This is a genomic window from Fibrobacter sp. UWT2, from assembly GCF_900142545.1.
Taxonomy (GTDB): Bacteria; Fibrobacterota; Fibrobacteria; order Fibrobacterales; family Fibrobacteraceae; genus Fibrobacter.
Map to the genome: position 1 here is coordinate 14,266 of NZ_FRBF01000009.1, position 26,945 is coordinate 41,210.

Sequence of the window (26,945 nt, forward strand, 5' to 3'; positions counted from 1 at the left end):
AGTTTATTTCACGATTCCGACATCAGAAAGCTTCACAAATCCGCGTATTTTTTCGCCCAAACGGATTTCGGCAAAGTTGTCCTGTTCCGAAAGCACTTCGAACGTGGTGCCTTCAGAAAGCGTGTTCAGCGTTTGCGACTTGTTGTTCGGGGCGCTTGTCACGTCGGCATCTTTGGCGGTTACGACGCCTTCGATGTTGGTCTCGGCGACAAAAATCTTGTAGCCGGCACTCATCGCGATAATGCAGAAAACTGCCGACAGCGCGAACATGGCGCCAATCAGTACATTCTTAGTGCGACCGCTGCGGCTGATTCGCCTTGCGATGGCGGCAAGTGCAATTGCCCAGAAGATTCCAAGCAACACCCACATTTGAGTCCTTAAAGAAAGCGCGTGGTGGGCTTTGAACAGGCCGGAGAGAAGCGGGTTCTCTTCGCCGTCTTCTTCCACCTTGTCGCGGGTCATGGCCTGCGCGTACTTGAGGTTGTGAATGATGTCGTCGTTGTTGGGGGCGAGGCGGAGGGCCGACTTGTAATAATAAATGGCAAAGCCGATCTTGCCTTCCCTAAAGTAGGCATTGCCCAAGTTGTAGTAAAGGTCCGAATTTTCGGTGCCGTTGTCAACGCAAGTACGCCATTCGTCAATGGCTCGCTCGAACTCACCTTCGTTATAATAGACGACGCCGGATTCAATACCGTTGCAATGATCTGCCGCAAAACAGGCTGTCGCTAAAGCGACCATCATGGCGAAAAAGATAAATACTTTCAGTTTCATATTATACCTTCAATCCTTCGCACAATTTTTCGACATCTTTCAACATTTGTTCCTGTTCGTCCTTAGTCGGATTTACCGGGGTAAATCGGGCGAAAGCACACTTTTCAAGCCAGCTGTCAATGGCGGTAATCGTTTCGTCCTTGATGCCAAGCTTTGCAAGTTCCTCCTTCATCTGCGGGCGAGTCATGCCCTTGAATTCCAGATTGGTCTTGTCGCTTAGGTAATCGATGAGGCCGTTTTCGAGGGCTGCATAAAGCGCCTTGGCGTCGCCCTTCTTTAAGGCTTCGCGGGCGTTTGCAAATCGGACCTTGAGCATCTTGTCGGCCTTGCCCTTACGCACCAGAGCGGCGTCACTGTTGTGCTTGCGGCGGCTGCGCACGGCGAAGGTGACAATCAGGTAGAACGGAATCGCGGCGGCGAAAATCACCCAGTAAAGAATGCTCTTGTAAGGGGCGGTGTTGTTTGCGGCGTCGCGGACCTTGTGAATAAAGCGGATGTCGCTACCGAGCGATTCAATTTCTTGCTTCTGCACGGCGGCGGGGCCTTGAGCAACCGGAGCCTGGAAGATGGCTTCGGCGGCGGCTTCGCCCTTTTCTACGACGACGTTCCAGGGGCCGGCCTTGGCAGTTTCGTAAGTCTTTTTGTTCGGGTTGAACCAAGAGTAAGTGATTTCGGGAATGGTGAATTCGCCCTTCTTTTTGGGGTACAGGAACACGCGAATGTTCTTGGTGGTAATCACCTTGTTCCCGGTAATCTTCTTGTTGATTTCGTTTTCAGGCGGTACCGAACGGAACTCGCCGAAGTCGGGGAGCTTGGGGTCGGTAATGGATCCCGGCAGACCGTCGCCCTTGATGTTGATGGTGAGGGTCATGGCTTCGCCGACCTTGAGGTTGGTGCGGTCGAAGTCCGCGCTAAAGCTATAGTTACCGACCATGCCGCTGAAGTCGGCAGGCTTGCCTTCGGTGGGGAGCGGCTTTACAGTAATATTAATAGTGGGGGTCTGCGTCTCGGTTTCAACAGATTCTTGCTTGACACTTCTGCTAGAGAAAGTCATACCGCCCATTTGCTTGTTTTCTTCGACAACCTTGGGCTCGCCGCGTTTGGTGTACTTGAACTTGAACGGAGGAATTTGCATGTTGCCGCTTTTGGTGGCGCTGAGCCAAGCGAACTTGGCGCTGGCCTGCATTTCGCGGCGGGTTCCTTCGACGGGTTCGAATTTCATGTTGGCGAGGTCGCTGCGGTGCACGATGAAGTCGTCACCGGTGTTCATGTCGGTTGCCTGCAGACCACCTTCGAAGTGCTCGTAGGTGTGGAAACCCAAGGTAACGCTGAACTGTTCGCCTTCATAGACGGATTTTTTGCTCGGCGTGAGGCTGACGGCAAGGGCGTCGTCGGTGTAGGCACGCTGAATCGTAATTGGAATATCGCCCGTGAGGTTACGCTTTTGACCATCAATGGTCATGAAAATCTGACCTACGCTAAAGCGACCTGTCTTTTTCGGGGCTTTCAGGTTGAAGGTGTAGACGCGGGCCTTGTAACCGCCACGGTTACGACCTCCGCCAAAGAAAGAATTGAACATATCCTCGATATCGGGGCGAATTACCTGGTCGGCACTGTCCAATCCTGCAAGGGAAAATCCATTTGCCGTTTCGATAAGCAAATCGCTGCGGTTTTCGGGAAGTTCGTTTAAAGGAAATACAAGCTGAAGCCCAAAGGTCTTGCCCGATTCGATGCGTTCCCGATCCACTTGCAGGGACGGCCGTGCAGATGCGCACAGGGCAGCGGCTAGGCAGAATAAAATAATTCGTTTCATACCCCAAATTTACCAATTTCTGCAGAAAATGACCACGGCGGGGTAGGGCTTCATGAGCCTGCTTCGGACTTGATCCGGGGCAACTGCCCAGGAAGTGAAATTTTTCGAAAAAAGTCGCTGAATATATACTTTTTCCCCTTGACGCGTTAGTAAATTTTTGTTAAATTTGGCGCGCTGTTAAAAAATGGCGATAAAACGTCAAAATTAAAGGATGGAAGGATAATATGTACTGCATTCTCGCTGCCCTGCTGGTCAAGAGCTTCAAGAAGTACGCCAAGCGCGCATAATTCGCCGCCTGGCTATTTTTTTTAGATTTCTCTCTCTGGTGATTACCGGTTTAGCTGAACAGGCTGATCGGTATTTTTTTTATGCCTTAATCAAAGTTAAGACTACGGCGGTAGGGGGTAAAACCGGCGTTTTTGATGAAATTTTCGGCTTGTTCGATGGTCGTGAGGCCGTGATTCTGGAGCACGTTTTCTTCGATGACGATGCTATTGATGTCGTCGGCGCCGCAGTGCAGCCCGAGTTCACCCAAAGAAAGCCCCATGCCGAGGAGCGAAACTTCGATATGCGGGATATTGTCGAGGTACAGGCGCGAAAGTGCCAGGAGCTTGAGGTATTCGTCGCCGCGTACGTGGCGGATCGGGAACTTGTCGGTCTGCGGCTGGAAAGTCCACACCACAAAGCTCTTGAATCCGTGTGCGATGTCTTGCGTCTTGCGCACGTATTCCAGGTGCTCGATGATTTCTTCGGGCGTTTCGACGCTTCCGAAAACGATGTTTGCGCTGCCGGGGAGCCCTTTCTTGTGGCAGGCGGCAAGCGTGTCGCACCAGACTTGGGCGGGCAGCTTTTTCGGGCTCAGGATTTGACGCATACGGTCGGAGAGTATCTCGGCGCCGGCACCCGGCACAGAACTCAGGCCCGCCTCTTTAAGAATATCTAGCAGCTCGTCGAGCGTGATTCCGTTGAATACGGCAATGCGCACGAGTTCCACCGGCGAAAATCCGCGAACCTTCACGCCGAGTTCTTGCGTGAGCATTTTCAGCACGTCGGTATAATAGCTGAGCGGAATGTTTTGGTTCACGCCACCTTGCAAAAAAATCTGGTCGGCGCCTTTGGCCTTGGCCTCCAGCGTCTTCTGGCGGATTTCGTCCAAATTAAGCACGTAGGCTTCGGGACTGTGCGCGGGCCTGCAAAAACTACAGAAACTGCAAGTGATCTCGCAAACATTCGTGTAGTTGATGATGCGGAAAGCCGTATAGCCCACCTTGTTGCCCGGATTGATCCGGTGGCGTACGGTATTGGCTGCCTGGGCGACCTCGGTCCACGGGGCGTTCTTCAAAATGTCCAGCGCCTCGGCCGGAGAAAGGCGAACGCCATCCACAGATTTTTGCAACAACGGATTCATTGGCCTGAAAATAGCTTTTTTTACGTTTGAAGCGTGCCAAAATGCCCCCGATAATTGTATTTTTCTTTCGGTACCGAACGATACCTTTAAAAATGCACAAATTGCAAAAAAAGGTGAATACTATGCAAGTTGATTTGAACACTGTCGATTGGAAGACGCTCCCCTTCGGTTATTATGACACCGATTACAATGTACGCTGCTACTACCGCAATGGTCAGTGGGGCAAGATCGAACTGTCTTCTTCCAAGGACATTAGCATCCACATGGCCGCTACTTGCTTGCATTACGGCCAGGAAGGTTTTGAAGGCCTCAAGGCTTACACGGGCAAGGACGGCAAGGTCCGTATTTTCCGCGTCGACGAAAACGCCAAGCGCATGCAGAACACTGCTAACCGCGTACTCATGGCTGTTCCGCCTGTTGAATTGTTCCGCGAAATGGTCCACACTGTGGTGAAGGCCAACAAGCGCTTTGTGCCGCCGTATGGCTACGGTGCAACGCTTTACATCCGTCCGCTCCTCATCGGTATGAGCCCGGAAGTCGGTGTGAAGCCCGCTGACGAATACCTGCTCATGATGTTCGTGACTCCGGTGGGTCCGTACTTCAAGGACGGTTTCAAGCCCGTGGACATGATGATTAGCCGCAACTTCGACCGCGCCGCTCCTCAGGGTACGGGTACGGTGAAGGTCGGCGGTAACTACGCTGCCAGCTTGCTCTCCCTTGCAGAAGCCAAGAAGCTCGGCTACTCCAGCACCATTTACCTGGACGCAAAGGAAAAGAAGTACATCGACGAATGCGGTCCGGCAAACTTCTTCGGCATCAAGGGCAAGACCTACGTGACCCCGAAGTCCGAATCCATTCTGCCGTCTATCACCAACAAGAGCTTGCAGCAGTTGGCTGAATACCTCGGCTACACTGTGGAACGCCGCCAGGTTCCGTTCGAAGAACTCGCTGAATTCTCCGAAACTGCCGAATGCGGTACCGCCGCCGTGATTACCCCGATCAAGAAGATCGTGGATCCGGTTGCCGGCAAGGAATTCACCTACGGTGACGGCAAGAATCCGGGCCCGGTCTGCACGGAACTCTTCACGAAGTACACGGCTATCCAGTTCGGTGAAGCGGAAGACCCGTTCGGCTGGACTGAAGTCGTAGACCTATAAAAAATGGTGCTCGCAAACGATGTTTGCGAGCGGCTACACAAACTTTGTTTGTGTAGCATAATATCGTAGATTTTCCCGCGGAGAAATTCGCGGGATTTTTTATTTTGACGGTTGAAAAAACTGGATAATTAATAGTGGAATGAGTAATGAAAATGATTAAGGAAATCGGTTTAGTGTGTGTGGTCACGTTTGTGATGTTCGCACTTTTGGCTTGCAATGATTCGGCGTCCAGTTGTGATTCTTCGATTTATGTGGATCCATTGACTGTTGTTAAGAGTTTCATGACCGATGAACGAGATGGCCAGACTTATAAGACTGTTACTATAGGCACGCAGACATGGATGGCAGAGAATTTGAACTTAGAAACGGACTACAGCTACTGCTACAATGATTCTGCTGAATATTGCGACAAATATGGTCGCTTTTACACTTGGGCTGCCGCGATGGACAGCGTGGGCACATGGTCTACGAATGGCAAGGGCTGCGGCTACGGCAATGTTTGTTCAGCGACATATCCTGTGCGTGGAGTATGCCCCGAGGGTTGGCATCTGCCCAGTCATGAAGATTGGTGGATCCTGTTAAGAGCGGTGGGGACTGATGGTGGTTATGTCGGTTTAACATCTGGCAAGGCTCTCAAGTCCAAGACAGGATGGAACGATAATGGCAACGGGGATGACGCTTTCGGGTTTGCTGCGTTGCCTGCCGGCCATAGGGGGGTCCGTGACGGCTTCCATTGGATTGGCGAATCCGCGCGCTTCTGGAGCTCTTCGGGGGGCGATACATATGCATACTATGTGTATATGAATATGGATGGTGATATTGCGAACCTGGATAATCTCAGTCCAAAGTTCGGTTATTCAGTCCGTTGCATCAAGGACTCCGAATAGGTTCGGGGTGCGCTCGTTTAGCCGAGTCGTTCCTTAAGGCGCGTGTAGCGGCGGGTGCTGCGGTTATTGCGGACTGCCTGGTGGAAGGCACCGGGGGCAGAGAGAATCCACGAGTGGCCTTTGGCGCGGGTGATGGCGGTGTAGATTAAGTTGCGTTGCAGCATCACGTAGTGGCTGGAATCGAGAATCACGATGACGGCGGGGTATTCGCTGCCCTGGCTTTTGTGAATGGTGCAGGCGTAGGCGAGTTGCAGTTCGTCGAGTTCGTCATCTTGGTAGGTGATAAGCTTGTCGTCGAAGAAGACGGCGATTTTTCGCTTTTCCTTGTAGATGCTGTAGACGATTCCGACGTCGCCGTTGAACACGTTCTTGTCGTAGTTGTTCTTGATTTGCATGACGCGGTCGCCCACGCTCCAGCCGATGCCGACCATCTTGTGGCGAGGAACGCCTGGATTCAGCAGGTCTTGCAGGAACGGGTTCAGCTCGATGATGCCGAGGGGGCCCTTGCGCATCGGGACAAGAATCTGCAAGTCGGTTTTGAGATCGATATCGATTTTGCTGCGGACGCCCGTCGCGATCAGTTGCTGTAAGTGGAGCTTGGCCTCTTCGGGTGTCTCGAACGGAACGAAGTGAAAGTTCGGGCCTTCGATCGGGGCGGGCGTGATTCCCTGATTGATGCGTGCGGCTTTGTCGGCGATGTCGTTGCCGCCGGATTGCCTAAAGATGTGCTGCAGGCGGACGCTTGGAATGCGCGGACATTGCAGCAGATCGTTGAGAACGTTGCCGGGGCCTACGCTCGGAAGCTGATCGGCGTCGCCTACGAATACGATGCGGGCTGTTTCAGGAACGGCGTCCAACAGCGAGGCCGCCAGCCAGGTGTCCACCATACTGAATTCGTCGACAATCAGCAGGTTGCAATCGAGCTTGTTGAACTCGTTCTTGTTGAATTTCTTGGTGACGGGGTCGACTTCGAGCAGGCGGTGGATGGTGTAGGCCTTATCGCCGCAGCAGTCGCCCATGCGCTTTGCGGCGCGGCCCGTAGGGGCGGCGAGCAGAATGTTTTCGCCCATTTTGCGGGCAAGGTGCAGGATCCCCTTGAGGATCGTCGTTTTGCCAGTGCCTGGGCCGCCAGTGATGATGCAGATCTTGTGCGCGGTGGCAAGGCGAATCGCCTCACGTTGCACTGGGTGAAAGCTGAATTTGTGTTCGCGTTCCCAGTCGACGAGTTCGCGCTCGAAACCGTAAGTGGGCAATTCGTTTTCGTTGAGTCTGCGCTTGATGATTTCGGCGATTTTTTGTTCCGCGTTATCGAGCGGCGGGAAAAAGCAATCGTCGCCGTGGCGCTTGATGCGGCCCGCTTCGCAAATTCGCTTGAACTGCTCCAGCAGATTCTGGATGGCGTCATCATCGGTGACGTCGATGCGGAGATTCTTGAGCGTGCGGCCGATTAAATCGTTGCTTGGTAAATAGCAGTGGCCGTCCGAAAGCGATGCCTCTTGCAGTGAGTAAAGAAGTGCTTCTTGCAGGCGCATGGGGCTGTCTTTCGGAATGCCGACCTTCATGGCAATTTCGTCGGCTTTCAAGAATCCGATTCCCCAGATTTCTTCGCAAAGAATGTAGGGATTCTCGCGAATCTTGCTGATGGTGTCTTGCCCGAATTTCATCCACAGCTTCTTGGCGACAGAACCTGTGATGTCGTGATTGTACAGGAACAATAGCGTTTCGCGGCTGTGGCGGTTCTCTTGCCAGCTGGCGAGGAACTGCTCTACCTTGGCGGCCGAAAGTCCCTTGATTTTCTTCGCACGGAAACGGTCGGGCTCATAGTCGAGAATGTCGCGCAGCTCGTCGCCAAAGGCGTCGACGATGGCTTGGGCTGTCTTGGGGCCGATTCCCGGGAAAAGTCCGCTGCCGAGGTAGGCTGCTAAATTGTTGTTTTGCGTTTCGACGATTTCAAAGTGTATGGCTTTGAATTGTTCGCCGAATTTGGGGTGACGCCCCCATTCGCCTTCAAAACGCAGGTTCTCGCCTACGGAAAGTTCGGGTAAGGTTCCCGTAACGACGACCACCTTCTTGGTGCTACTATCAATAATCCGCAGGACGGTGAATCCGTTCTGCGGACTGTGAAAGGTAATCGATTTGACGGTTCCTTCGAGAATCACGCGAATTATCGTGCCTTGGGGACTTTACCTTCGTCTAGATCCGGATTCCAGCGGTCGGGATCAAAACCTTCCATCTTGGTAAGCGTCTTGCCGCGAGTGCAAAGCAGGAATCCGAGAATGGCAGCATCGTGCAGGGCAATCACAAGGGCGGTCTTGTAGTCGAGACCGAAACCGAGCGGAGCGCCCTTCAGGTTTTCGGGGCTGACCCACAGGATGTAATCGCTGGTAATGAAGGTCATGAACATGCACGGAATAAGTGCAATCCAGAAGTTCTTCTTTTTGCTGCGCAGGTAAACCGTGGCCACGCAAAGGCTGCACACGGCCATGAGCTGGTTGCTCCAGCTAAAGTAATTCCACAGGATGTTGAAGCCTTCAGGGTTCAGGTTGCTCCAGAAAATGATGGCTGCGCAGATGGCGAACATCGGCACGGTAAGGAGCAAGCGGTTACGCACGGAGGTCTGTTCCATTCCGGTGAGTTCGGCAATCGTAAGGCGGAGGCTGCGGAGGCTCGTATCACCGCTAGTAATAGCAAGAACGATCACGCCTACGACAACGAGAATCGAAATCGGAGCCCAAGGAATCACGGTAGAAACAAGAATGCTCAATACCTTCACGCCCGAAGCGCCGGTCAAGAGTTCCGGCATCTGGTGGTAAATGAACATGCCGCCGGCGGCCCAAATCATACCAATCAGGCCTTCGATAATCATCATGCCGTAGAAAGTCTGGCGACCGGTCTTTTCGGTAACTTCAGTGCGGGCGACGAGCGGGCTTTGCGTGCTGTGGAAGCCGCTAATGATACCGCAAGCAATGGTTACAAAGAGCATCGGGATAATCGGCTGTCCGGCCGGATGCTTGTGGAAGTTGCTCATGATGTCGTTGAAGCAGAAGTTATCGAGAACGTTCAGGTTCGGGATGATTCCCACGAAAATGGCGAGAGAGGCAAGAATCAGGAGCGCGCCGAAAATCGGGTAGATGCGGCCGATAATCTTGTCAATGGGGAAGAAGGTGCTGGCAAAGTAATAGGCGAAAATGCAGGCGACTGCGACCCAGAACAAGGTGGGAGACACGTGGCTACCGACGAGAATCGGTGTGTTTACGAGGGCGGCCGGAGTCGTGGTGAAGACGGCTCCCACCAAAATCAGGGCAACCGAGATAAGCGTCATCACTATCTTTGCCGGACCCTTGCCCAGGAACTTGCGGGAAAGTGCCGGAACATTGTAGCCGTTGTTGCGCATGCTGATCATGCCACTAAAGTAGTCGTGCACGGCGCCGCCAAGCACGTTACCGATAGGCAGCAAAATAAAGACGATGGCGCCGAACTTGATGCCGAGAATCACGCCAATCACAGGACCGATACCTGCAATGTTCAAAAGCTGGATGAGGACGTTTTTCCAGTGTGCCATGGGAACACGGTCAACGCCATCCGGGTTTTCGAGGGCGGGTGTCTTGCGGTCGTCGGGGCCGAAGACACGTTCAACGAATTTTCCGTAAGTGAAGTATCCGCCGACAAGAATCGCGATACCAATCAGGAATGTAATCATGTTATGCCTTCTTTTTAAGGTTTGTTTTTAATTTTAAAAATCTTCTTCAGCTGCAGGGGCTTCCGCTTCTTCTACTGTGGGTGCTTCCGGTGCATCTACAGGTTCTTCTGCGGGAACTTCGGTGGCATTTGCCTCGCTGGATTCTTCTGCCGGAGCCTCGGCTTTTTCGGACTCGGTTTTCTCGTTTGCACCACGGACGTAACCCTTGTCTTTAGCGATTTCGTCGGGAGTCTTGTCTTTGCCGAATTGCTGTCTAAAGTAGAGTACGTTAGTCGTGAAGCTGGACTTGCCTGCGTAATCGTAACCGAGAACCGGGTGCAGCGAACTAATCTGCAGAGCAATTGCAATGCCGAAACGGAATCCGTTGTTACCCTTGACGGTAATGTCGGGGTAGATTTCGTTCTTTCTGAAAATGTCGTAAGGGTCTTGTTGGTAGAGCTCGCCGTAAGACATCATTTCGGCGCTCTGGTAGCCAAGCGACATCATGACTTCGAAGAAGTTGACGGGCTTGTAACCGAAAACGAACGAAAAATTGTGAGTGGAAATATCAAGACCCAGCTTGCCGTCGAATTCGTCGGGGCGGTAGCCGATGGTGCTGGAGTTGTAACCGTAAACAATGCTCACGTCAAACGGTTGTGCAGCCTTGGGGAGCATGTACTGGAAAAAGTGACCGAAACTGTACTGGAATCCGATACCGAACAGGCTGAACTTGCGAAGTTCGCTGATGGAAGGCAGGTACATCATGCGGAGTACGGCTCTGAAGTGGTAGAAGCTTGCGCCCATCTGCAGGTAGGGATAGGTGAATACGCCGAGGCCATTCAGGGTCTTGTTACCGTAAATGGTGTCGGAGGGAGCTTCCGGATTGCCGTGGTCGCCAAAAATGGTCGGCTTGCCGCCATCGTAGCTTCTGTCGTCATCGCCAATGGGGATGAGTGAAATGGGGAGACCCGCTTCAAAGGTGAAGCTTTGAGGAACCGAGGCGCTCACATACCAGTTGCTGTTGAGAACGTTGCCCAGGTTGTCGATGATGGGCTTGACGTAACCGGAACGATTGCCAAGTTGGCTATCGAACGCGGACATGGATTCGTATTCAGTGGCCCAGCCGCCTTCTTCCATAGCGGATACTGCGGCGGCCCCCATTAAAAATGCTGCTAGAAATAACTTTTTCATACCGCGCCAAATATAGAAAAAGCGCCTTTGATGCTTGTAAATAAGGCGGGGGAACTGCCCTAAATTAGAATTGGTATTGCACCGAAACCGTGGCCAGAACGAATGACTGCCACAGGTAGGGATCAAGATCGTTGGTTTCTACGCGAGAACAGTGGACGTTCTTGAACCATGCTTCATAAATCTTGATGGCGGGAACCATGGAAATGTTGTCGGTAATATAGTAATGGATATTTGCTATAAAGGCAACAGCCGATCCCATGAATTCGGCGTCGTAAGTGTCGGGTGAGAATATGGCGATGTCGTCACTCTTGACGCTATTGTAAGAGTATCCGAGGCCAAAACCCACCTGGAAAAAGTCGGGGTAGAATAAGTTGTATGTAGCCTCGAGGCCAAATCTCCAGATACGGGTATCTTGCTTGTAGGATTCATCCGGAAAATCGGCAATGACTTGTTCGGAAGTCCAGTACTGGAAACTCATTGCAAAGGAGAATGCTCCGAGATTCACACCCAGCATAAGGTCCGGTGTGGCGACAAATTCCAGTGCGGGCGGATGAATGTAGCCCTTGACTCCGGCGGAGTCTTTTCCCGAAATGGCACGTTCGTTAAAGTCGCCCTTTGAAACTTGGGCGCCCATACCGAGACTTGCAAAATAGGAACGAGGCCAATGGTATTCTTCAGCAAATGTAAAACTTGCACAAAGACAAATAAGCAATGCGATGATTTTCAACTTTTTCATTTTTTTTAACCCCTAACCAACATCCCCTACTTAGCTGCGTAATAGAACATCGCGTCGATGCACTTCTTGGCGGCAACGCGAACGCTTTCGTCGAGTTCCACGTGCTGAGCCTTTTCCGGATGACGCAAGGTCTCCAAAATGTTTTCGAGCGAGTTCGACTTCATGTACTTGCACATGCTGCAGCTGCCGATAAAGGTCTTTTTCGGGAATTCGTACTGCATGCGTGCGTTCAGACCGCATTCGGTGAGCAGGAGGAACGGGGTGCCTTCGGGCTGTTCCTTGATGTAGTTCACCATCTGGCCGGTGCTGCCCACGTAGTCGCTCAAAAGGGCAACGCCCGGGTGACATTCGGGGTGGCTGACCACCTTGAGGCCCGGGTTCTGGCTGCGGAAGAAGTTGATGAGCTCGGAATCGTAGGTTTCGTGCACGTAGCAGCAGCCGCTGTGGAGCACGATTTCTTTCTTGATGCCGCGCTTCTGCATTTCGTCGATGAGGTTCTGGCCCATGAGACCATCCGGCACGAACACGATCTTGTCGTTTTCGAGGCTGGAGACAATCTTCATCACGTTGCTGCTGGTGACGCACACGTCGCAGTTCGCCTTCACGTCGGCGGTGGTGTTGATGTAGCACACGAAGGTGTGGTCGGGGTACTTTTCGCGGAGAGCCTTGACCTCAGCACCGGTAATGGAGTCGGCGAGGCTGCAACCCGTGAGCGGACCCGGAATGAGCACATCCTTGGTCGGATTCAAAATCTTGGCGGTTTCGCCCATAAAGCGTACTGCAGAGAACACGATGGTCTTGGCGCTCACCTTGGTGGCGTCCTGGCTCAGCTTGAAGCTGTCGCCATCGTAGTCGGCAACGCCCAGGATGATTTCGGGGGCCACATAGCTGTGGGCGAGGATCACGGCGTCGCGTTCCTTTTTGAGTTCGTTGATTTCGTTGATGAGCGGGAGCATCTGTTCGCATTTTTCCATGGAATAGGTGCAAAGCACGGCGCCCGGCTGGATAGAGCTAAGACGTTTATAGAGTTCTTCTGCAGTCATGCCCCTAAATATAGCAAATTGTAAAAAAATTTCTATATTTGGACGAAGAAAGTTTCCTGTGCCCTGAAAAGCCCATGTGGGAGCCCTACTGGGAGGCCTGCAAGGAGAGAATCCCGTGAAAACCGGGAGCGGTCGCGCCGCTGTAAGGGAGGACGAAACCGGCATAAACCAATGTCTATATAGATGTGAAGGAGCCGGAAGTAGATGGATCCCCGAGCCAGAAGAACTGTGGGAAACGCTTTTTGAGGAACGATGCGAACGACGTCATTCTACAAAGCCGCTTTCGGAGCGGTGCTTCTGTGCTGTGCTTGGGGAACCGCCTTTGCGCAGGCGGTTGATAATGCTGCCCCGGTACAGGATCTTGGTGTATCCGAGGTTGAAGGTGGCGTAGAATATTTACCCGCAAATGACGTTAGTTATACCGAAATCAAGTCGGCGGCCTGGGAAGGCAAGTCGCTTACCGCAGCGGATTTGCTGTCCACTTTACCGGGAATCCAATCGTACAAGCAGGGTGGGTTGGGGAGTTTTCAGACCGTTTCGATTCGTGGAATTGCGGCCCGAAACATTTTGATTTGTGTAGACGGCGTGCCCCTGAACGACGCTAGTGGTGGCGCGGTGAATTTGGCGTCTGTAGACTTGAACCAGATGGAAAAGATTGAGGTCTACAAGAACAATGTACCAGCGAAGTTCGGTGTATCGGGCTTGGGTGGCGCCATCAATTTCGTGACGAAAAACGCCGTGAAAAAAGGCGGGCGAGTTTTGGCAGCCTACGGTAACCACAATACGTGGGAGGGCTCGTTCCAAGTAGCGGCACCTGTGACCGACAGCATCATGTTCGCGTCGTCTTTTGCAACAAGGCATTCCGATAACGACTACGAGTACCTGAACCGTAACGGCACGCAATACAATGACGATGACGACTACATGGCGACTCGTGAAAACGCTCAGTATACCGATGTGTCTGGAAACGTTCAGTTCCGTATTCTGCACGGAAACGGTTACTTTTCAACTTTGTCTGTAACGGCTTCTCGCTTTGAAGGGGGAAACCCCGGAAAAGAAGAACAGCAAACGAAAGTGGCTAAGTTTGTAGGAGAATCGGCGCTCATTCGTTACGGCCTTGAATCGGACAGCTACTTTGACGATAGACTTTTCTTGTATGGAGGCATTTCGGCGCGATTTGACAAGAATTTGTCGAGTGCCTATTATCCGTTAGACCGTATCGGTTACGGCAACAACCGTTTTATGGAATATGGCGCCGCCACTTATAAAATTGTTCCTGAAATTTCGGCTGATTTTACGCCTGTAAAACGCTTGAAAGGCTCTGCTCGGATTGCAGGGGAGTGGGAACGAGCCGAGGCCCGTGGCGATTCTAAGGAATGGTCGCTGGATCGGTGGACTTTGATGGGCTCCGGTGATTTGTATTACCAAATATTTAAGTATGGTGGCCTGGGCGGCGAAGGCTCAGTTCAATTCTTGAAGGATAACTTGAATGATGGCGTCTTTGTGCAGCCTTCCGGGTCGCATATTCTAGAAGATGCGACTGACCGTGATGCTACTTTTGCGGGTAGGCTTTATACGCGCTTAGGGGCTTCCGAATCGCCTTTGGCAGGTGAAGTTTCGATAGGTCGCTTTTACCAGCAGCCTGCCCTGATGGAACTTTATGGAACTTTCCCCGGTGCACTTTCGAATCCGAACCTCAAACGAGAAAAGGCGACGAAGTTTGAAGCTGCAGGACTTTATAAATTCCCCGGAAAACATACGACGCTTCGTGCTGCGTATTTTGAGTCGCATATACATGATGGAATTTGCTGGGTCATTTCGGTGGAACTTTTGCGTGCCGAAAACGTGGCGCGCTCGCTTGTACGCGGTGCAGAATTTGAACTTAATAGCAGTCCTTCAAAATTCTTGGATGTACTGTTGCGTGTGACCTTCCAAAAAACAGAAGACCGGAGTAATTCCAATACGTACCATGGCAATATGCTTCCTGGTGAACCTGCTCGCGACTATCTCGCCGAGGCGACGCTCCATTTGCCGTTGCATTTTGATTTTACCTGGACTTCGCAGTGGCGAAGCGTAATCTATAGCGATCGAGCGAATAAGATGGACCAGCCCGCCGTGGCGACGCACCGTGCAAACCTTGCGTATTTCCCGTTCGATAAAACGCGTTTGACTTTTACCGTGGATAATATTACCGACGAAAAGTATCGAAATTTCTATACGCCCTTCCCTATGCCTGGGCGAGAATACAAGTTCACAATCATACAGGGGTTCTAGCCCCCGCGCTTAAAGCGTAAAGCCAGAAAAGGAAAAACATGAAACAGATGAAAAATAAACTTATTGCGGGCGCCGCTTTGGCTAGCCTTGCATTCGGTCTCGTGGCTTGCGGTGACGATTCTAGCTCTACGGTGCTGGTCGTCGGCGGCGACGATACGGAACTCAGCTCTTCGTCCAACGACGATGCAAGCAGCTCTTCTGTGGCTGAAGAAAGCTCTTCTTCTGTCGAAAATACTGTAACGGCGGCTGTGTTTGGCTCTGACTACAAGACCGGCGAACTCCGTTGGATTGACAAGGATGGCAAGCTTTCTAAAAAGAGCATTGCGTTCTTCCAGGATTCCAAGGTGATTGCAAACGGTTCCGATTTGTATGTTCTCGAACGCATGAAGGCGGACAATATCACGAAGTTGAATTCCAAGGAACTTGAAGAAAAGGGTGCAGAAGCTGTTGTCTGGCAGATTTCGCTGGACGATAACGCAAACCCGACCGACATGGTCTTCAGTGGTGAAAATGCTTGGGTGGCTCTCCAGAATGCAGACTCCCTGGTGATGATTTCTACTAAGGACGGCAAGATTTCTAAGTCTATCAAGACGACGGAATTTGCTTACGAAGGCGAAACCTCTCCGTATGTCGCAGACATTGAGCTCAACGATGGCAAACTCTATGTGTTGATGCAGCGCTACACGATGGATCCGACTACTTGGGCAACGACCTATCCGGAAGGCCTCCTCGCCATTTACGATGCTTCTACCGGTGCCCTGAAGGATACCGTGCAGTTGCTGAAGAAGAATCCCACTGCCATGACGTTCTTTGATGGCAACCTTTATGTGGCAAGCCAGGGCGAATACAATGCTGCTTATGGCACCGATGCCGATGAAGAACGTGGTATTGAAAAGGTGAACCTTGCCGAAAAGAAGTCTGAACTGGTTGTGTCCGGCAAGACTCTCGGTGGTGGTATTTATGCCTTTGTCGCCGAAGATGGAATTGCCTACGCCGCCGTTTACAAGGCCTATGGCAATGTGCCTCTTGCCAAGGTTGATCTTGCTGCAAAGAAGGCCTCTACGGTTGAAGGCATTGCTGATGCTGAAGGCTCCCTCGCAGTGAAGGGTGGCGTTGTTTATGTGGGTGACCGCAGCTATGGTGCCGAAAAGATCTTTGTTGTCAAGGATGGCAAGGCTACGGCTGTTGAATCTGTGGAAGGCGCACTCGCCCCGTACAGCATTACGCTGCTTTAATGAAGAACCTTAAGGTTCTGTAACCAAGTCCATTGCCCTGCGGATCAGTTCCGCGGGGCTTTTTGTTTTGGGGGCGTTTTCGCCGAGATACTGGCGGTATTTGCGGGCGCCGGGTTTGCCGTTAAAGAGGCCGTACAGGTGACGCACCAAAATGGTGGCGGGCGTTCCGCGGGCCGCTTCCATTTCCACATAGGGGAGGTAGGCTTCGAGCAGCGCTTTGCGACTTTCGGGCTTTTTTGCGGAAGTGTCGTTGAAAATTCTTTCGTCGGCATCGCGCAGGAACCACGGATTTTCGTAGGCTTCGCGACCGACCATCACTCCGTCTAAATCTTGGAGCTGTTCAAGCGTCTGGTCAAGCGTCTTGATGCCGCCATTGATTGAAATGTTCAACTGCGGCATTTCTGCCTTGAGGCGGTGTACGGTATCGTAGTTCAGCGGAGGCACTTCGCGGTTTTCTTTAGGGCTTAAGCCCTTGAGCCATGCCTTGCGGGCGTGAACAATGAACACGCGGCAGCCGGCGTCGGCAATGGTGCCGATAAAGTCGCGGAAGAATTCCCAAGAGTCCAATTCGTCGACACCGATACGGCACTTGATGGACACCGGAATGCTCACGGCGTCTTGCATGGCCTTAAAGCAGTCGGCAACTAGGTTCTTGTCTTTCATGAGGCAAGCGCCAAAGTTCCCGTTCTGCACTCGGTCCGAAGGGCATCCGCAATTCAGGTTGACTTCCTGAAAGCCGGATTCTTCGATCATCTTGCTGCATTTGGCCAAATCGGACGGATTCGAACCGCCCAGTTGCAAAACAGCGGGGTATTCGAATTCCTGATGACGCAGGAACATATCCGGGTCGGTATGCAGCAGCGCGTTGGTCGTGACCATTTCGCTGTATAACAAGATGTGCTTTGACAATAACCGCAAAAAATACCGTTCGTGACGGTCGGTGCAGTCAAGCATCGGGGCAATCGAAAGTCTGCGGTTAAAGTCGATATTCATTAGATAAACATCATCGTGTTGAGTTTGGCACGGTACTTCCAGGTGAGTTCATGCTTCGGACCGAGAACTCCGAACAAAGTAAGCATTGCCTTCTTGGCGGCGCCGTCGTTCCATTCGGGAGATTCTACGTACAGGTTCAAGAATGCCTGCAATGCGCTTTCAAAGTCTTCAGCGCAAGCGAGCTTGCATGCTTCGTGGTACACAATCGCTTCTTTGCCTTGCACGTCCTTCTTGGCGGCTTCGGCGTGGAAGTCGAGAAGTTCCAGCAGCGATTTTGCTTCGCGGTACTGGTCGTCGGCTTCGGTAAACTTGGCGAGTACGGACTTTGCCTTTTCAGTGTCGCCCATGCCGAGGCTTGCCTTTGCCCACAAGAGCTGCAGCTTCTTGTCGTCAGGGGTCTTGGCGAGCGCTTCGTCGAGCATCGGGAGCGCTTGGTCAAAATTCTTTTGGGCAATAGCGTCTTCGAGAGCTGCCTGGAAACGGGCTTCGTCGCTTACGAAGAACTTTTCGAGACGTTTCTTGAGGTCTGCTTCGGGGAGCACGCCCTGGATAACATCTGCAATCTGGCCTTTTTCAACGATGTGGACTTCGGGCACCGAGCGTACGCGGAATGCCTGAATCAGCTGCATATTTTCGCGTTCGTCGCAGCTTACGACACCGAGCGTAAAGTCCATGCTGGTGGAAAGCTGTCCCAACAATTGGGAATAGGGTGCGCAGTCGGGGTATTCTGCGGAAGAGAAAAGCACCGCTACGGCGCGGGTTTCAGAGGCCTGTGCGACCTCGGTCTCAAAATTTTCAGCGGTAATCTGTACTACTTTAGCCATGCCACAAATATAGTTATTATATTAGGGTATATGAGTACATGCCCTTATTGTAAATCAGAGGTGGCAGAAATCAAGTTCCAACATTTGGACTTGCGTATTTGCCCTAAGTGCTATTCGACGTTTTTCCCGTGCGACCAGACTATGGCCTTCCGCAGCGACTTGACGGACAAGTCCCGCGAACTCTGGCTCAAGGCTTTGCTGGCCAAGAACGTGCAGGACCCGGTTTGCGAAAATGTCTGCTGTATCGATCACGGCGAACAACTCATGGATGGAAAGCTCCCTGATTATGGTTACGATGGCAAGGTCACCACTTGCTGCAAGATGTTCCACATGCCGCCCTCTATGACCATTACGCTTTTGAAGCGAACCTTGGAACACCCGTTCCAGCAGGTGACAAAAGAGGGCAAGCATCATTTCTTCTTTATCCGTGCTCTTGATGCCTTGATTAATAAGCTCTTTGGCGAGAAAATGCCTGATGAAGATCCCCTGGACTTGGTGCAGTATAGCCTTCATTTGAAACCGATTCTGGAACCCGATTCCAATGACTAAAACCTATATCATTATTGTGGCGATTGCCGCCGCGGTTATTGCGGTGTACCTCGCCTTGCCCGACAGGCATTTTGCCGATAACGTGTTCCCGCTGCACGACGGAGCCACCGTCTTTGAATATGATGACAAAGCCGACGGCGGTTTTTCTGAAACGTCCTTTGCACTTTCTGATTCAACCTTGGACTTCAGCTGCATGCTGGGAACCGACACAACAAAAAGCGCTTGGTGCGGTCTTCTGTTTGATTTGAGCCGCGGCGAAGAAGCTCTGTACCGCAACTGGACTTTCGTGGATTCCCTGATTTTCGATTTGGAATCTAGCGGCGCCGACGAAATCCTCGTGAAGGTTTGGACTTTTGATCCGGATGTTACCGACATCAAGAAGCCGCGTACTTTCCGCCTGCTCATGAAGGAGATCCCGCTGACTAAGGGTCGCCAGCGCATCGCTATGCCTTTTGAACAGTTCTACACGCCGGATTTCTGGTTTGATGACGAACATGTGGACCGTACGCTGAACCGCCGTCATCAAGAAACGGTGGCTCGCGTCGAATTCGCTCCTGGCTGGAATCAACCGCGTGGTAAAAAGTTCTCGCTCAAGTTGTATTCCGTAACGGCCAAGGGTGTCAGCAATTTTGCCTTTGGCGTCGTGATGTTCATTATGCTTGGGCTTATGATCGTGGCCATTGGCCGCACGCATTCCTACAACAAGGAACACGAAGAAAAATCGGCGGAGCCTCGTAAATGAAAAAGATTGCCATTGCGACTGCCGCCTTCGTAGTTGTACTCGTTGTTTGGCTTGTATTGTTCGTTAAGTTCAGCGCGTCAGAACAGGTGCTGTTCCCGGGTGGAACTTACCAGGTGTATGCCGTGTCCGATGCGAATGTGGGCGGCTTCTCGACGGTAGAACTTTCTAATCAGGATTCCGTAATTTCGGCTCGCGTGAACATTCGTTCGGGAATGGCTTACCCTTATGCTGGCGTGGGAATCAATCTGCTTTCGGTGAATAACCGTCCTGCAAAAGGGTTCTTTGATTTTTCGGATTTCGATTCGCTAGTCATCGATGTCGAAACGGGACGCATGCGTAGAGTCGGCATCAAAATTTTGAACGATGATCCGGTGTACAGTAAAAAGAATGTGTACCAGAGCTATCGCCCTATGGTGGCTCAGGCGCCGGTGCAAATTCGTGGCAAAGTCAGTAGCGCCTCTGTATCGATGATGGATTTTAAGGTGCCTGAATGGTGGCTTGCCATGCAAGGCCTCGATGAAGACGATGGCCTGCGTTACATGAACCGCGGCATGTTCTTTGAAATCTGCAATGGCGAAGGAACAATGTTGGGTATTCCTGATGACATTGTCATACGTTCCATCAAATTGTGGGGTGAAAATCGCACCTTCAAGGCCCTGATGTATGTAGCCTTGTTTGTGGTGGTCTTGGCGTATGCCGGTGTGGTATCCCTTGTGGTGCGTAATTCCAAAGGCCGTGTTGCGAAACGCCAGAAAAACCAGGAAGACTTAAAGTCCCGAATGGATAAGGCTGCCGGTATTCTAAAGAATACGGACAAGTCTATTGCCGAGGTGGCTCTTGCCGTAGGTGAAAAAAATTCCGGGGCATTCGAAAAAAATTTTGCCAAGGTCTATGGCGTGAAGCCTTTGGAATACAGAAAGAAGAATGGTAAGTAAAATGCGTAGAATATGGACTGTGGACCGCGTGATGCGGTTCTTGATTATGGCTGCAGGTGTAGGCATTCTGCTTTGGGTGCTGCACTATTTGAGCGGCGTGCTGGCGCCGTTCTTTGCGGCGTTCCTCATTGCCTATATCTTTGATCCGCTGGTTACAAAAATCCAGAGCAAGGTCAAGTATCGCATTATCGCAGTCGTTGCCGTAATCACGCTTATGGTTCTTGTGGTGGGTGGCGCCTTGTGGCTTTTTGTTCCGATGGTGGTCGGCGAAATCAGACACTTGGGCGAACTGATTCCAAAACTGTTTAACGATTCTACATGGGCTGAACGTTTGTCGATGTTCGTGCCGAAAAACTTGTGGCAAGAAATAAAGACCTTCATTTCTTGGAACAAAGTCGCTGTCGCCATGCAGACTCTCGACTTCTGGAATGCCGCGCAGTCTGTGGCCGGAAAGGTTTTGCCGAGTGCGTGGAATGTCTTGGCCAAGACTTCTAATTTGTTTGTATGGCTCTCGGGAGCTATACTCATTTTCATGTACCTCGTGTTCATTATGCTTGATATGCCTAAGCTTCGCGGCGGTATTAAGAAGTTGTTCCCGACAAGGTATAAAGAGGGTGCATCTGAATTTGCAAAGAAGATGGATGTGTTCATGGGCAGCTATTTCCGCGCTCAATCCTTGGTCGCATTGACGGTTGGTATTTTGTATGCAATCGGCTTCGGAATCATCGGACTGCCTATGGGAGTCGCCTTTGGTCTTGTGTCTGGTGCGCTCAACATGGTGCCGTATTTGCAGCTGGCCACGATTCCTGTAGCTCTACTGCTAGCGGTGGTCTATGCTCTCGACAAGGGAATGCCCTTCTGGGAAGTTGCGGTGATTGTCTGCGTGATTTATTTGATTGTGCAAATCATCGAAGACATGTTCCTGGTCCCGAAGATTGTGGGATCGTCGATGGACTTGCCGCCTGTAGGAATTTTGCTTTCGCTTTCTATCTGGGGAAAGCTCCTCGGTTTCCTCGGCTTGATAGTCGCAATTCCCTTTACTTGCTTGTGTCTAGTTTATCTTGATAAAATTCAGAAGAAGGCGGACTCTATGGTAGACGCAGAAGTCGATCCACCGCCCGAAGCTTGATTTTATAAGGATTTTTCAAAAATTTTTCAAAAAAAGTGTGCCGCGACGCAAAAAAAAAAGTATAATATCACTATAAAATTCTTAACCTACTCAAGGAGTTAATAAAATGAATAAGCAAGATCTCATCGACGCCATCCTCGCTAACAAGGAAGCAGGCATTGAATCCAAGGCTGCCGCTGGCCGCGCTGTTGACGCTGTTCTCGACGGCATCACCGCTGGTATCAAGAAGGACGGTCTCGTTCAGTTGATCGGTTTCGGTACCTTCACTGTTAAGGAACGTGCTGCCCGTACCGGCCGCAATCCGCAGACTGGCGCTACCATCAAGATCAAGGCTTCCAAGACCGTGTCCTTCAAGGTCGGTGCTGCTCTTAAGGAAACCGCCAAGAAGACCAAGACTGCTAAGAAGTAATCTGTCTTTAAAAAAGCGTTTTTGCACCTGGGTTTTCCCGGGTGCTTTTTTTATCCTTTAATCCTAACTCCTAATCACTAATCACTGTCTACTGTTTACTTCCTACTTCCTACTTCCTACTTCCTACTATTTACTATATTCTATCTCGTTGAACATCAAATGTTTAGGAGAAAACTTATGATTCGTAAGTTGATCGGTTTCGTCTCTGTTTTGGCTTTGGCCCTTTCTTTTGCCGGCTGCGGCACGGCAAGCACTGAATCGGATGACCACTGCACTGTGGATCCGAATGCTCCGGATTGCGCTAAGGAAGAACCGGCTGATAATCCGGCAGATCCCAGCTAATATTTTTCATTTTTTGGCTTTTACCATTGCAGGATTTACAATTTTTGTCTATATTTGCACAAGTTTAAACCTTGTGCAATTTAGACGAAAAGATGAACCAAAATATTGCAATGCCCTTGCCCCCGTGCAATGCAAAGTGCGCAATCCACTGCGCAACCGCAATTGGTTTTTCCAAGGTTAATTGTTTTTCTGATTTTATTTATGCTGGACTTTTTAGTTCAGCGTTTCTTTTTTCTACGAAAAAAGTTGATCTATCGGCTCGGTCATGCCCAAACAAGTTTGGTCGCGACGCTCGCCTCATGATCAATTTTTTACCCGAGTTTAAATAATTAGTCATACGGAGAAAACAAAATGAAGATTGAAGGCATCGACAAAGTCCTTATCATCGGTTCTGGCCCGATCGTAATCGGTCAGGCTTGCGAATTCGACTATTCCGGCACCCAGGCTTGCAAGGCCCTGCGCGAACAGGGTTACAAGATTGTGCTCGTGAACTCTAACCCGGCTACCATCATGACCGACCCGGTCATGGCCGATGCCACCTACATCGAACCGCTGAACGTCGCCCGCCTCACCCAGATTATCGAAAAGGAACGCCCGCAGGCCCTCCTCCCGAACTTGGGCGGTCAGACCGGCTTGAACCTCGCCTCTGCTTTGAGCAAGGCTGGCGTGCTGGACAAGTACGGCGTGAAGGTCATCGGTGTGAACCTCGACGCTATCGAACGCGGCGAAGACCGTGAAATCTTCAAGGAAACCATGCAGAAGCTCGGCATCGATACTCCGCGCTCCGGCATTTGCCACTCCGTGGAAGAAGCCGAAAAGATCGTTTCCGAAATCGGCTACCCGGTGGTGGTTCGCCCGGCATACACCATGGGTGGTGCAGGCGGCGGTTTCTGCTACAACGTGGAAGAACTCCGCACCATTTGCTCTAACGGTCTTGAACTCTCGATGACGCACCAGTGCCTCATCGAGGAATCCATTCTCGGTTGGGAAGAGCTGGAAGTTGAAGTGGTTCGCGATTCCAAGAACCAGATGATCGCCATCTGCTTCATCGAAAACATTGACCCGGTGGGCGTGCATACCGGCGACTCCTTCTGCGCAGCCCCGTTCCTCACCATCGACAAGAAGCTCGAAGAAGAACTGAAGGAAAAGGCCTTCAAGATTGTGGAATCCATCGGCGTGATTGGCGGTACCAACGTGCAGTTCGCTCACGACCCGAAGACCGGCCGCGTGGTGATTATCGAAATCAACCCGCGTACCAGCCGCTCTTCTGCCCTTGCTTCCAAGGCTACCGGCTTCCCGATCGCCCTCATTTCTGCAAAGCTCGCCGCAGGCCTTACCCTCGACCAGATTCCGTACTGGCGCGACGGAAGCCTCGAAAAGTACACCCCGAGCGGTGACTACGTGGTGCTCAAGTTCGCTCGCTGGGCATTCGAAAAGTTCCGCGGCGTCGATGACTGCCTCGGCACCCAGATGAAGGCTGTGGGCGAAGTCATGGCTATCGGCAAGACCTACAAGGAAACCCTCCAGAAGGCTATCCGCGGCCTCGAAAACGGTCGCTCCGGCCTCGGCTTTGCGAAGGACTTCAACAAGAAGAGCAAGGAAGAACTCCTTGAAATGATGAAGACCGCTTCTTCCGAACGCCACTTCCAGATGTACGAAGCCATCCGCAAGGGCGCAACCGACGAAGAAATCTTCGCCGCCACCTACGAAAAGGCTTACTTCGTGCAGCAGATGCGCGAACTCGTGGAACTCGAAGAAGAAATGCTCAAGACTCCGGGTCGCCTGCCTTCTGACGAGCTCCTCATCAAGGCCAAGAAAGACGGCTTCAGCGACAAGTATATTGCCAAGATTCTCGGTATCCGCGAAAAGGACGTGCGCAAGAAGCGCACCGAACTCGGCGTGGTCGAAGGCTGGTGTGCAGTGCCGGTGAGCGGCGTGAAGGACCAGTACTACTACTACAGCACCTACAACTGCAAGGACGAATCTACCGCCAGCACGAACCCGAAGAAGATCATGATCCTCGGCGGTGGCCCGAACAGAATCGGCCAGGGCATCGAATTCGACTACTGCTGCTGCCACGCTGCCATGGCTCTCCGCGAAATGGGTTACGAAACCATCATGGTCAACTGCAACCCCGAAACGGTCTCTACCGACTACGATACTTCCGACAAGCTGTACTTCGAACCGGTCAGCCTCGAAGACGTTCTCCAGATTTACCACAAGGAAAAGCCGGCTGGCGTGATCGTGCAGTTCGGTGGTCAGACTCCGCTGAACATTGCCCGCGCCCTGAGCGACGAAGGCGTCAAGATTCTCGGTACGAGCATCGACTCCATCGACATCGCCGAAGACCGCGACCTGTTCCGCAAGATGATGGACCAGCTCGGCATCCCGATGCCGGAAAGCGGCATGGCCACGAACATCGACGAAGCCCTCGCTTGCGTCAAGCAGATCGGTGGCTACCCGGTGATGATCCGCCCGAGCTTCGTGCTTGGCGGCCGCGGCATGGAAGTCATCTACGACGAAAACATGCTCCGCGAATACGTTGCCAAGGCTGTCGGCGTGACCCCGGACCGTCCGCTCCTCATCGACCGCTTCCTCCACAACGCTTTGGAATGCGAAGCCGACGCCCTCTCTGACGGCGAACATGTTTACATCCCGTCCGTGATGGAACACGTCGAACTTGCCGGTGTCCACTCCGGTGACTCCGCTTGCATTATCCCGCCGGTGACCATCACTAAGGAAAACTTGGCAACCATCAAGGATTACACCAGGAAGATTGCTGAAGCTCTCCACGTTTGCGGCCTCATGAACATGCAGTACGCTATCGAAGACGGCAAGGTGTTCGTTCTCGAAGCCAACCCGCGTGCATCCCGCACGGTGCCTCTGGTCTCCAAGGTTTGCAACACGCAGATGGCCCGCCTCGCGACCCGCCTGATGCTCGGTGCCAAGCTCGAAGACTTGAAGCTCAAGGACAAGAAGTTCAACCATCACGGCGCCAAGGAAGCAGTGTTCCCGTTCGACAAGTTCCCGAAGGTGGATCCGGTTCTCGGCCCCGAAATGCGCTCCACTGGTGAAGTGCTCGGCCTTTCCGACGACTACGCCCTCGCTTACTACAAGAGCCAGGAAGCAGCCGGTTCCTTCCTCCCGTCCGAAGGCGCTGTGCTCATCAGCCTTTCTGACAAGGTGAACCTCTCCGAACAGGCTATTGAAATCGGTAAGGAATTCCAGAAGCTCGGCTTCAAGATTTACGCTACCGAAGGTACCGCCAAGTTCTACGAAGCCGCCGGTGTCAAGTGCGAAGTGGTGAACAAGATTGCTGAAGGCCGCCCGAACGTTCTCGATATCATCCTGAACAAGCAGGTGAACCTCATCATCAACACGCCGTGGGCAAAGCGCGACGCCATCAAGGACGAAAGCGCCATCCGCAAGGCCGCCATCAAGTACAAGGTTCCGTACATCACGACCCTCGCCGGTGCCTACAACACCGTCAAGGGCATCGCCGCTGCTCGTAACGGCCACGGTGCCGTGAAGAGCCTCCAGGAATACCACGCAAGCATCGAAGAGGTGTAATGCGAATGTCATCCTGACCCTGAACTTGTTTCAGGGGAAGGATCTAAAACAATTAAAGGTCGTAGCAATATGCTACGGCCTTTTTTGATGATGATTTCAGGGTACAAAAAAAGCCGCTCTGGTGGGTCTGTCTCGTCTAGAGACTTGCGGCTCGCGATTGCTGACTGGAACGGCTGCGATGCCGGCGCTTCTTATCCACCAGAAGGGCTCAATCATTAATATACCACTTTATTTCTAAAGTGGTACGATTTTCTTTATAAATCATATTCCAAGTTGGAATATGTTAGCCGATGAATCCGTGCGGGGTGAAGCCGAGGCCTTTAACGAGCTCGAAGTCTTTGCAGCTGTTGACGCCTGCGGTGGTGAGCATGTCGTCGGTGATGGCAGCGTTCGCGCCGCTCTTGAAGGCACGCTTGCCGTCGTCGCCGAGAACGCCGCGGCCGCCTGCGAGGCGGATGAATGCCTTCGGGTTGATGAACCTGTAAATTGCCACGATGCGGCAGAATTCATCGTTCGTGAGTTTCGGGAGGTTTTCGTAAGGCGTGCCCGGGATGGCGTTCAGCACGTTCACCGGTGTAGACTTGACTCCGAGTTTGCGGAGATCCAGGCACATGTCGATTCGGTCTTCCATGGTTTCGCCGAGCCCCATGATGCCACCGCTGCAGATTTCAAGGCCTGCGGCAAGGGCGTTTTGCAAAGCGCCAATCTTGTCGTCGTAGGTGTGCGTGGTGCACACGTCGGGAAAGTGCCTGCGGTAAGTTTCCAGGTTGTTGTGGAAGCGGGTGAGGCCAGCTTCTTTCAACTTGTCGAGCTGTTCTCTGTTCAAGAGCCCTGCCGAAAGGCATACGGAAAGCTTTGTTTCTTTCTTGAGGCGGCGAATGGCTTCGCTAATCTGTTCTACGTCGCGGTTCGAGAGCGTGCGGCCCGAGGTCACGATGGAGTAACGCGGAATGCCTGCGGCTTCCTTCTTTTTGGCGTCGGCTACGATTTCGTCGGCGCTGAGGAGCTTGTATTCGGGTGCGCCGGTGTGGTAGTAGCTGCTCTGGGCGCAGTACTTGCAGTTTTCGGAGCAACGCCCGCTGCGTGCGTTCACGATGGAGCAGAAGTCAAAGTCGTTACCGTGGAATTTTTCGCGGATTTCGTTGGCGGCATCGCAGAGTTCCTGCAAGTCTTCACTCAAAAGCTGGATTGCCTCTTCGCGGGTAATTTCGTAGCCGCCCAATACTTTTTCTTTAAGTTCCTGGATAAAAGACATTTC

General features: G+C 52.1%; 22 protein-coding genes and 1 riboswitch. Of the genes, 11 read left to right on the top strand and 11 right to left on the bottom strand.

Annotation, left to right across the window (positions count from 1 at the left end):
- Positions 1-3: 3 nt before the first annotated feature.
- The 3 genes from BUA40_RS07860 to BUA40_RS07870 all read right to left on the bottom strand — a co-directional run bounded on the left by BUA40_RS07860 (position 4) and on the right by BUA40_RS07870 (position 3,992).
- The gene (locus tag BUA40_RS07860) at positions 4-771 is read right to left on the bottom strand and encodes a tetratricopeptide repeat protein (protein WP_072800095.1); all 768 of its coding nucleotides are present in this window, start codon (positions 769-771) and stop codon (positions 4-6) included.
- A 1-nt stretch (position 772) separates the two neighbouring features.
- Positions 773-2,584 carry a BatD family protein gene (locus BUA40_RS07865; protein WP_072800096.1) on the bottom strand — a complete coding sequence of 604 codons (1,812 nt, stop codon included), beginning with the start codon at positions 2,582-2,584 and terminating at the stop codon, positions 773-775.
- Positions 2,585-2,957: 373 nt separating this feature from the next.
- Positions 2,958-3,992, bottom strand: a complete 1,035-nt coding sequence (locus BUA40_RS07870) for a radical SAM protein (RefSeq protein ID WP_072800097.1) — start codon at positions 3,990-3,992, stop codon at positions 2,958-2,960.
- Positions 3,993-4,084: 92 nt separating this feature from the next.
- Between BUA40_RS07870 and BUA40_RS07875 the strand changes: the two genes are divergently transcribed.
- Positions 4,085-5,149, top strand: coding sequence for a branched-chain amino acid aminotransferase (locus BUA40_RS07875; RefSeq protein WP_072800098.1), 1,065 nt, complete (start codon positions 4,085-4,087; stop codon positions 5,147-5,149).
- A 146-nt stretch (positions 5,150-5,295) separates the two neighbouring features.
- Positions 5,296-6,036, top strand: coding sequence for a fibrobacter succinogenes major paralogous domain-containing protein (locus tag BUA40_RS07880; protein WP_072800099.1), 741 nt, complete (start codon positions 5,296-5,298; stop codon positions 6,034-6,036).
- A gap of 17 nt (positions 6,037-6,053) precedes the next feature.
- Here the strand turns inward: BUA40_RS07880 and BUA40_RS07885 are convergent, their stop codons facing one another.
- The 5 genes from BUA40_RS07885 to nadA all read right to left on the bottom strand — a co-directional run bounded on the left by BUA40_RS07885 (position 6,054) and on the right by nadA (position 12,685).
- Entirely contained in the window at positions 6,054-8,195 is a 2,142-nt protein-coding gene (locus BUA40_RS07885) for an SF1B family DNA helicase RecD2 (protein ID WP_072800100.1), read from the bottom strand.
- A 5-nt stretch (positions 8,196-8,200) separates the two neighbouring features.
- Positions 8,201-9,736, bottom strand: coding sequence for a carbon starvation CstA family protein (locus tag BUA40_RS07890; protein WP_072800101.1), 1,536 nt, complete (start codon positions 9,734-9,736; stop codon positions 8,201-8,203).
- A gap of 33 nt (positions 9,737-9,769) precedes the next feature.
- Positions 9,770-10,906, bottom strand: a complete 1,137-nt coding sequence (locus BUA40_RS07895; RefSeq protein WP_143149735.1) for a DUF6588 family protein — start codon at positions 10,904-10,906, stop codon at positions 9,770-9,772.
- 64 nt (positions 10,907-10,970) lie between these two features.
- Entirely contained in the window at positions 10,971-11,642 is a 672-nt protein-coding gene (locus BUA40_RS07900) for a hypothetical protein (RefSeq protein ID WP_072800103.1), read from the bottom strand.
- A 26-nt stretch (positions 11,643-11,668) separates the two neighbouring features.
- Positions 11,669-12,685 carry a quinolinate synthase NadA gene (nadA, locus tag BUA40_RS07905; protein WP_072800104.1) on the bottom strand — a complete coding sequence of 339 codons (1,017 nt, stop codon included), beginning with the start codon at positions 12,683-12,685 and terminating at the stop codon, positions 11,669-11,671.
- Between the two features lie 55 nt (positions 12,686-12,740).
- Positions 12,741-12,934, top strand: a riboswitch (cobalamin riboswitch).
- A gap of 3 nt (positions 12,935-12,937) precedes the next feature.
- Here nadA and BUA40_RS07910 point away from each other — a divergent pair.
- Together BUA40_RS07910 and BUA40_RS07915 are read left to right on the top strand one after the other, a co-directional pair.
- Positions 12,938-14,959, top strand: a complete 2,022-nt coding sequence (locus BUA40_RS07910; RefSeq protein WP_072800105.1) for a TonB-dependent receptor — start codon at positions 12,938-12,940, stop codon at positions 14,957-14,959.
- A 38-nt stretch (positions 14,960-14,997) separates the two neighbouring features.
- Positions 14,998-16,194 (top strand): NHL repeat-containing protein, encoded by a 1,197-nt coding sequence (locus BUA40_RS07915; protein WP_072800106.1) that lies wholly within the window; start codon positions 14,998-15,000, stop codon positions 16,192-16,194.
- A gap of 9 nt (positions 16,195-16,203) precedes the next feature.
- Here the strand turns inward: BUA40_RS07915 and dusA are convergent, their stop codons facing one another.
- Both dusA and BUA40_RS07925 read right to left on the bottom strand, forming a co-directional pair.
- Positions 16,204-17,187: a tRNA dihydrouridine(20/20a) synthase DusA gene (gene dusA, locus BUA40_RS07920; protein WP_072800107.1), complete on the bottom strand. Its 984-nt coding sequence runs from the start codon at positions 17,185-17,187 to the stop codon at positions 16,204-16,206.
- On the bottom strand, positions 17,187-18,011 hold the full coding sequence (locus BUA40_RS07925) for a tetratricopeptide repeat protein (RefSeq protein ID WP_072800108.1): 825 nt from the start codon (positions 18,009-18,011) through the stop codon (positions 17,187-17,189). The genes dusA and BUA40_RS07925 overlap by 1 nt, the downstream gene beginning before the upstream one ends.
- 30 nt (positions 18,012-18,041) lie before the next feature.
- On the opposite strand from BUA40_RS07925, the gene BUA40_RS07930 reads away from it, so the two are divergent.
- The 7 genes from BUA40_RS07930 to carB all read left to right on the top strand — a co-directional run bounded on the left by BUA40_RS07930 (position 18,042) and on the right by carB (position 25,687).
- Positions 18,042-18,560 (top strand): hypothetical protein, encoded by a 519-nt coding sequence (locus tag BUA40_RS07930; RefSeq protein WP_143149736.1) that lies wholly within the window; start codon positions 18,042-18,044, stop codon positions 18,558-18,560.
- A complete protein-coding gene (locus BUA40_RS07935; protein WP_072800110.1) occupies positions 18,553-19,302 on the top strand; it encodes a hypothetical protein in 750 nt (249 codons plus the stop codon). Before BUA40_RS07930 ends, BUA40_RS07935 begins: the two co-directional genes overlap by 8 nt.
- Complete coding sequence (locus tag BUA40_RS07940) at positions 19,299-20,237, top strand: helix-turn-helix transcriptional regulator (RefSeq protein WP_072800111.1); 939 nt, start codon at positions 19,299-19,301, stop codon at positions 20,235-20,237. The genes BUA40_RS07935 and BUA40_RS07940 overlap by 4 nt, the downstream gene beginning before the upstream one ends.
- A 1-nt stretch (position 20,238) precedes the next feature.
- Complete coding sequence (locus BUA40_RS07945) at positions 20,239-21,366, top strand: AI-2E family transporter (protein WP_072800112.1); 1,128 nt, start codon at positions 20,239-20,241, stop codon at positions 21,364-21,366.
- 106 nt (positions 21,367-21,472) lie between these two features.
- Positions 21,473-21,775, top strand: a complete 303-nt coding sequence (locus BUA40_RS07950; RefSeq protein ID WP_072800113.1) for an HU family DNA-binding protein — start codon at positions 21,473-21,475, stop codon at positions 21,773-21,775.
- 177 nt (positions 21,776-21,952) lie between these two features.
- Positions 21,953-22,117, top strand: coding sequence for a hypothetical protein (locus tag BUA40_RS14560; protein ID WP_178299587.1), 165 nt, complete (start codon positions 21,953-21,955; stop codon positions 22,115-22,117).
- Between the two features lie 351 nt (positions 22,118-22,468).
- Positions 22,469-25,687, top strand: coding sequence for a carbamoyl-phosphate synthase large subunit (gene carB, locus BUA40_RS07955; RefSeq protein WP_072800114.1), 3,219 nt, complete (start codon positions 22,469-22,471; stop codon positions 25,685-25,687).
- A 283-nt stretch (positions 25,688-25,970) separates the two neighbouring features.
- Here carB and bioB read toward each other — a convergent pair whose 3' ends face one another.
- Entirely contained in the window at positions 25,971-26,942 is a 972-nt protein-coding gene (gene bioB / locus BUA40_RS07960; protein ID WP_072800115.1) for a biotin synthase BioB, read from the bottom strand.
- Between the last annotated feature and the right edge of the window lie 3 nt (positions 26,943-26,945).

Bases quoted from the DNA above. Each gene is read 5' to 3' on its own strand.
- BUA40_RS07900 (WP_072800103.1), bottom strand. From the start codon at position 11,642: ATGAAAAAGTTGAAAATCATCGCATTGCTTATTTGTCTTTGTGCAAGT.
- nadA (WP_072800104.1), bottom strand. From the start codon at position 12,685: ATGACTGCAGAAGAACTCTATAAACGTCTTAGCTCTATCCAGCCGGGC.
- BUA40_RS07880 (WP_072800099.1), top strand. From the start codon at position 5,296: ATGAAAATGATTAAGGAAATCGGTTTAGTGTGTGTGGTCACGTTTGTG.
- BUA40_RS07910 (WP_072800105.1), top strand. From the start codon at position 12,938: ATGCGAACGACGTCATTCTACAAAGCCGCTTTCGGAGCGGTGCTTCTG.
- BUA40_RS07860 (WP_072800095.1), bottom strand. From the start codon at position 771: ATGAAACTGAAAGTATTTATCTTTTTCGCCATGATGGTCGCTTTAGCG.
- carB (WP_072800114.1), top strand. From the start codon at position 22,469: ATGAAGATTGAAGGCATCGACAAAGTCCTTATCATCGGTTCTGGCCCG.
- BUA40_RS07865 (WP_072800096.1), bottom strand. From the start codon at position 2,584: ATGAAACGAATTATTTTATTCTGCCTAGCCGCTGCCCTGTGCGCATCT.
- BUA40_RS07925 (WP_072800108.1), bottom strand. From the start codon at position 18,011: ATGGCTAAAGTAGTACAGATTACCGCTGAAAATTTTGAGACCGAGGTC.
- BUA40_RS07890 (WP_072800101.1), bottom strand. From the start codon at position 9,736: ATGATTACATTCCTGATTGGTATCGCGATTCTTGTCGGCGGATACTTC.
- BUA40_RS07915 (WP_072800106.1), top strand. From the start codon at position 14,998: ATGAAACAGATGAAAAATAAACTTATTGCGGGCGCCGCTTTGGCTAGC.
- BUA40_RS07935 (WP_072800110.1), top strand. From the start codon at position 18,553: ATGACTAAAACCTATATCATTATTGTGGCGATTGCCGCCGCGGTTATT.
- dusA (WP_072800107.1), bottom strand. From the start codon at position 17,187: ATGAATATCGACTTTAACCGCAGACTTTCGATTGCCCCGATGCTTGAC.
- BUA40_RS07945 (WP_072800112.1), top strand. From the start codon at position 20,239: ATGCGTAGAATATGGACTGTGGACCGCGTGATGCGGTTCTTGATTATG.
- BUA40_RS07930 (WP_143149736.1), top strand. From the start codon at position 18,042: ATGAGTACATGCCCTTATTGTAAATCAGAGGTGGCAGAAATCAAGTTC.
- BUA40_RS07870 (WP_072800097.1), bottom strand. From the start codon at position 3,992: ATGAATCCGTTGTTGCAAAAATCTGTGGATGGCGTTCGCCTTTCTCCG.
- BUA40_RS07895 (WP_143149735.1), bottom strand. From the start codon at position 10,906: ATGAAAAAGTTATTTCTAGCAGCATTTTTAATGGGGGCCGCCGCAGTA.
- BUA40_RS14560 (WP_178299587.1), top strand. From the start codon at position 21,953: ATGATTCGTAAGTTGATCGGTTTCGTCTCTGTTTTGGCTTTGGCCCTT.
- BUA40_RS07950 (WP_072800113.1), top strand. From the start codon at position 21,473: ATGAATAAGCAAGATCTCATCGACGCCATCCTCGCTAACAAGGAAGCA.
- BUA40_RS07875 (WP_072800098.1), top strand. From the start codon at position 4,085: ATGCACAAATTGCAAAAAAAGGTGAATACTATGCAAGTTGATTTGAAC.
- BUA40_RS07940 (WP_072800111.1), top strand. From the start codon at position 19,299: ATGAAAAAGATTGCCATTGCGACTGCCGCCTTCGTAGTTGTACTCGTT.
- bioB (WP_072800115.1), bottom strand. From the start codon at position 26,942: ATGTCTTTTATCCAGGAACTTAAAGAAAAAGTATTGGGCGGCTACGAA.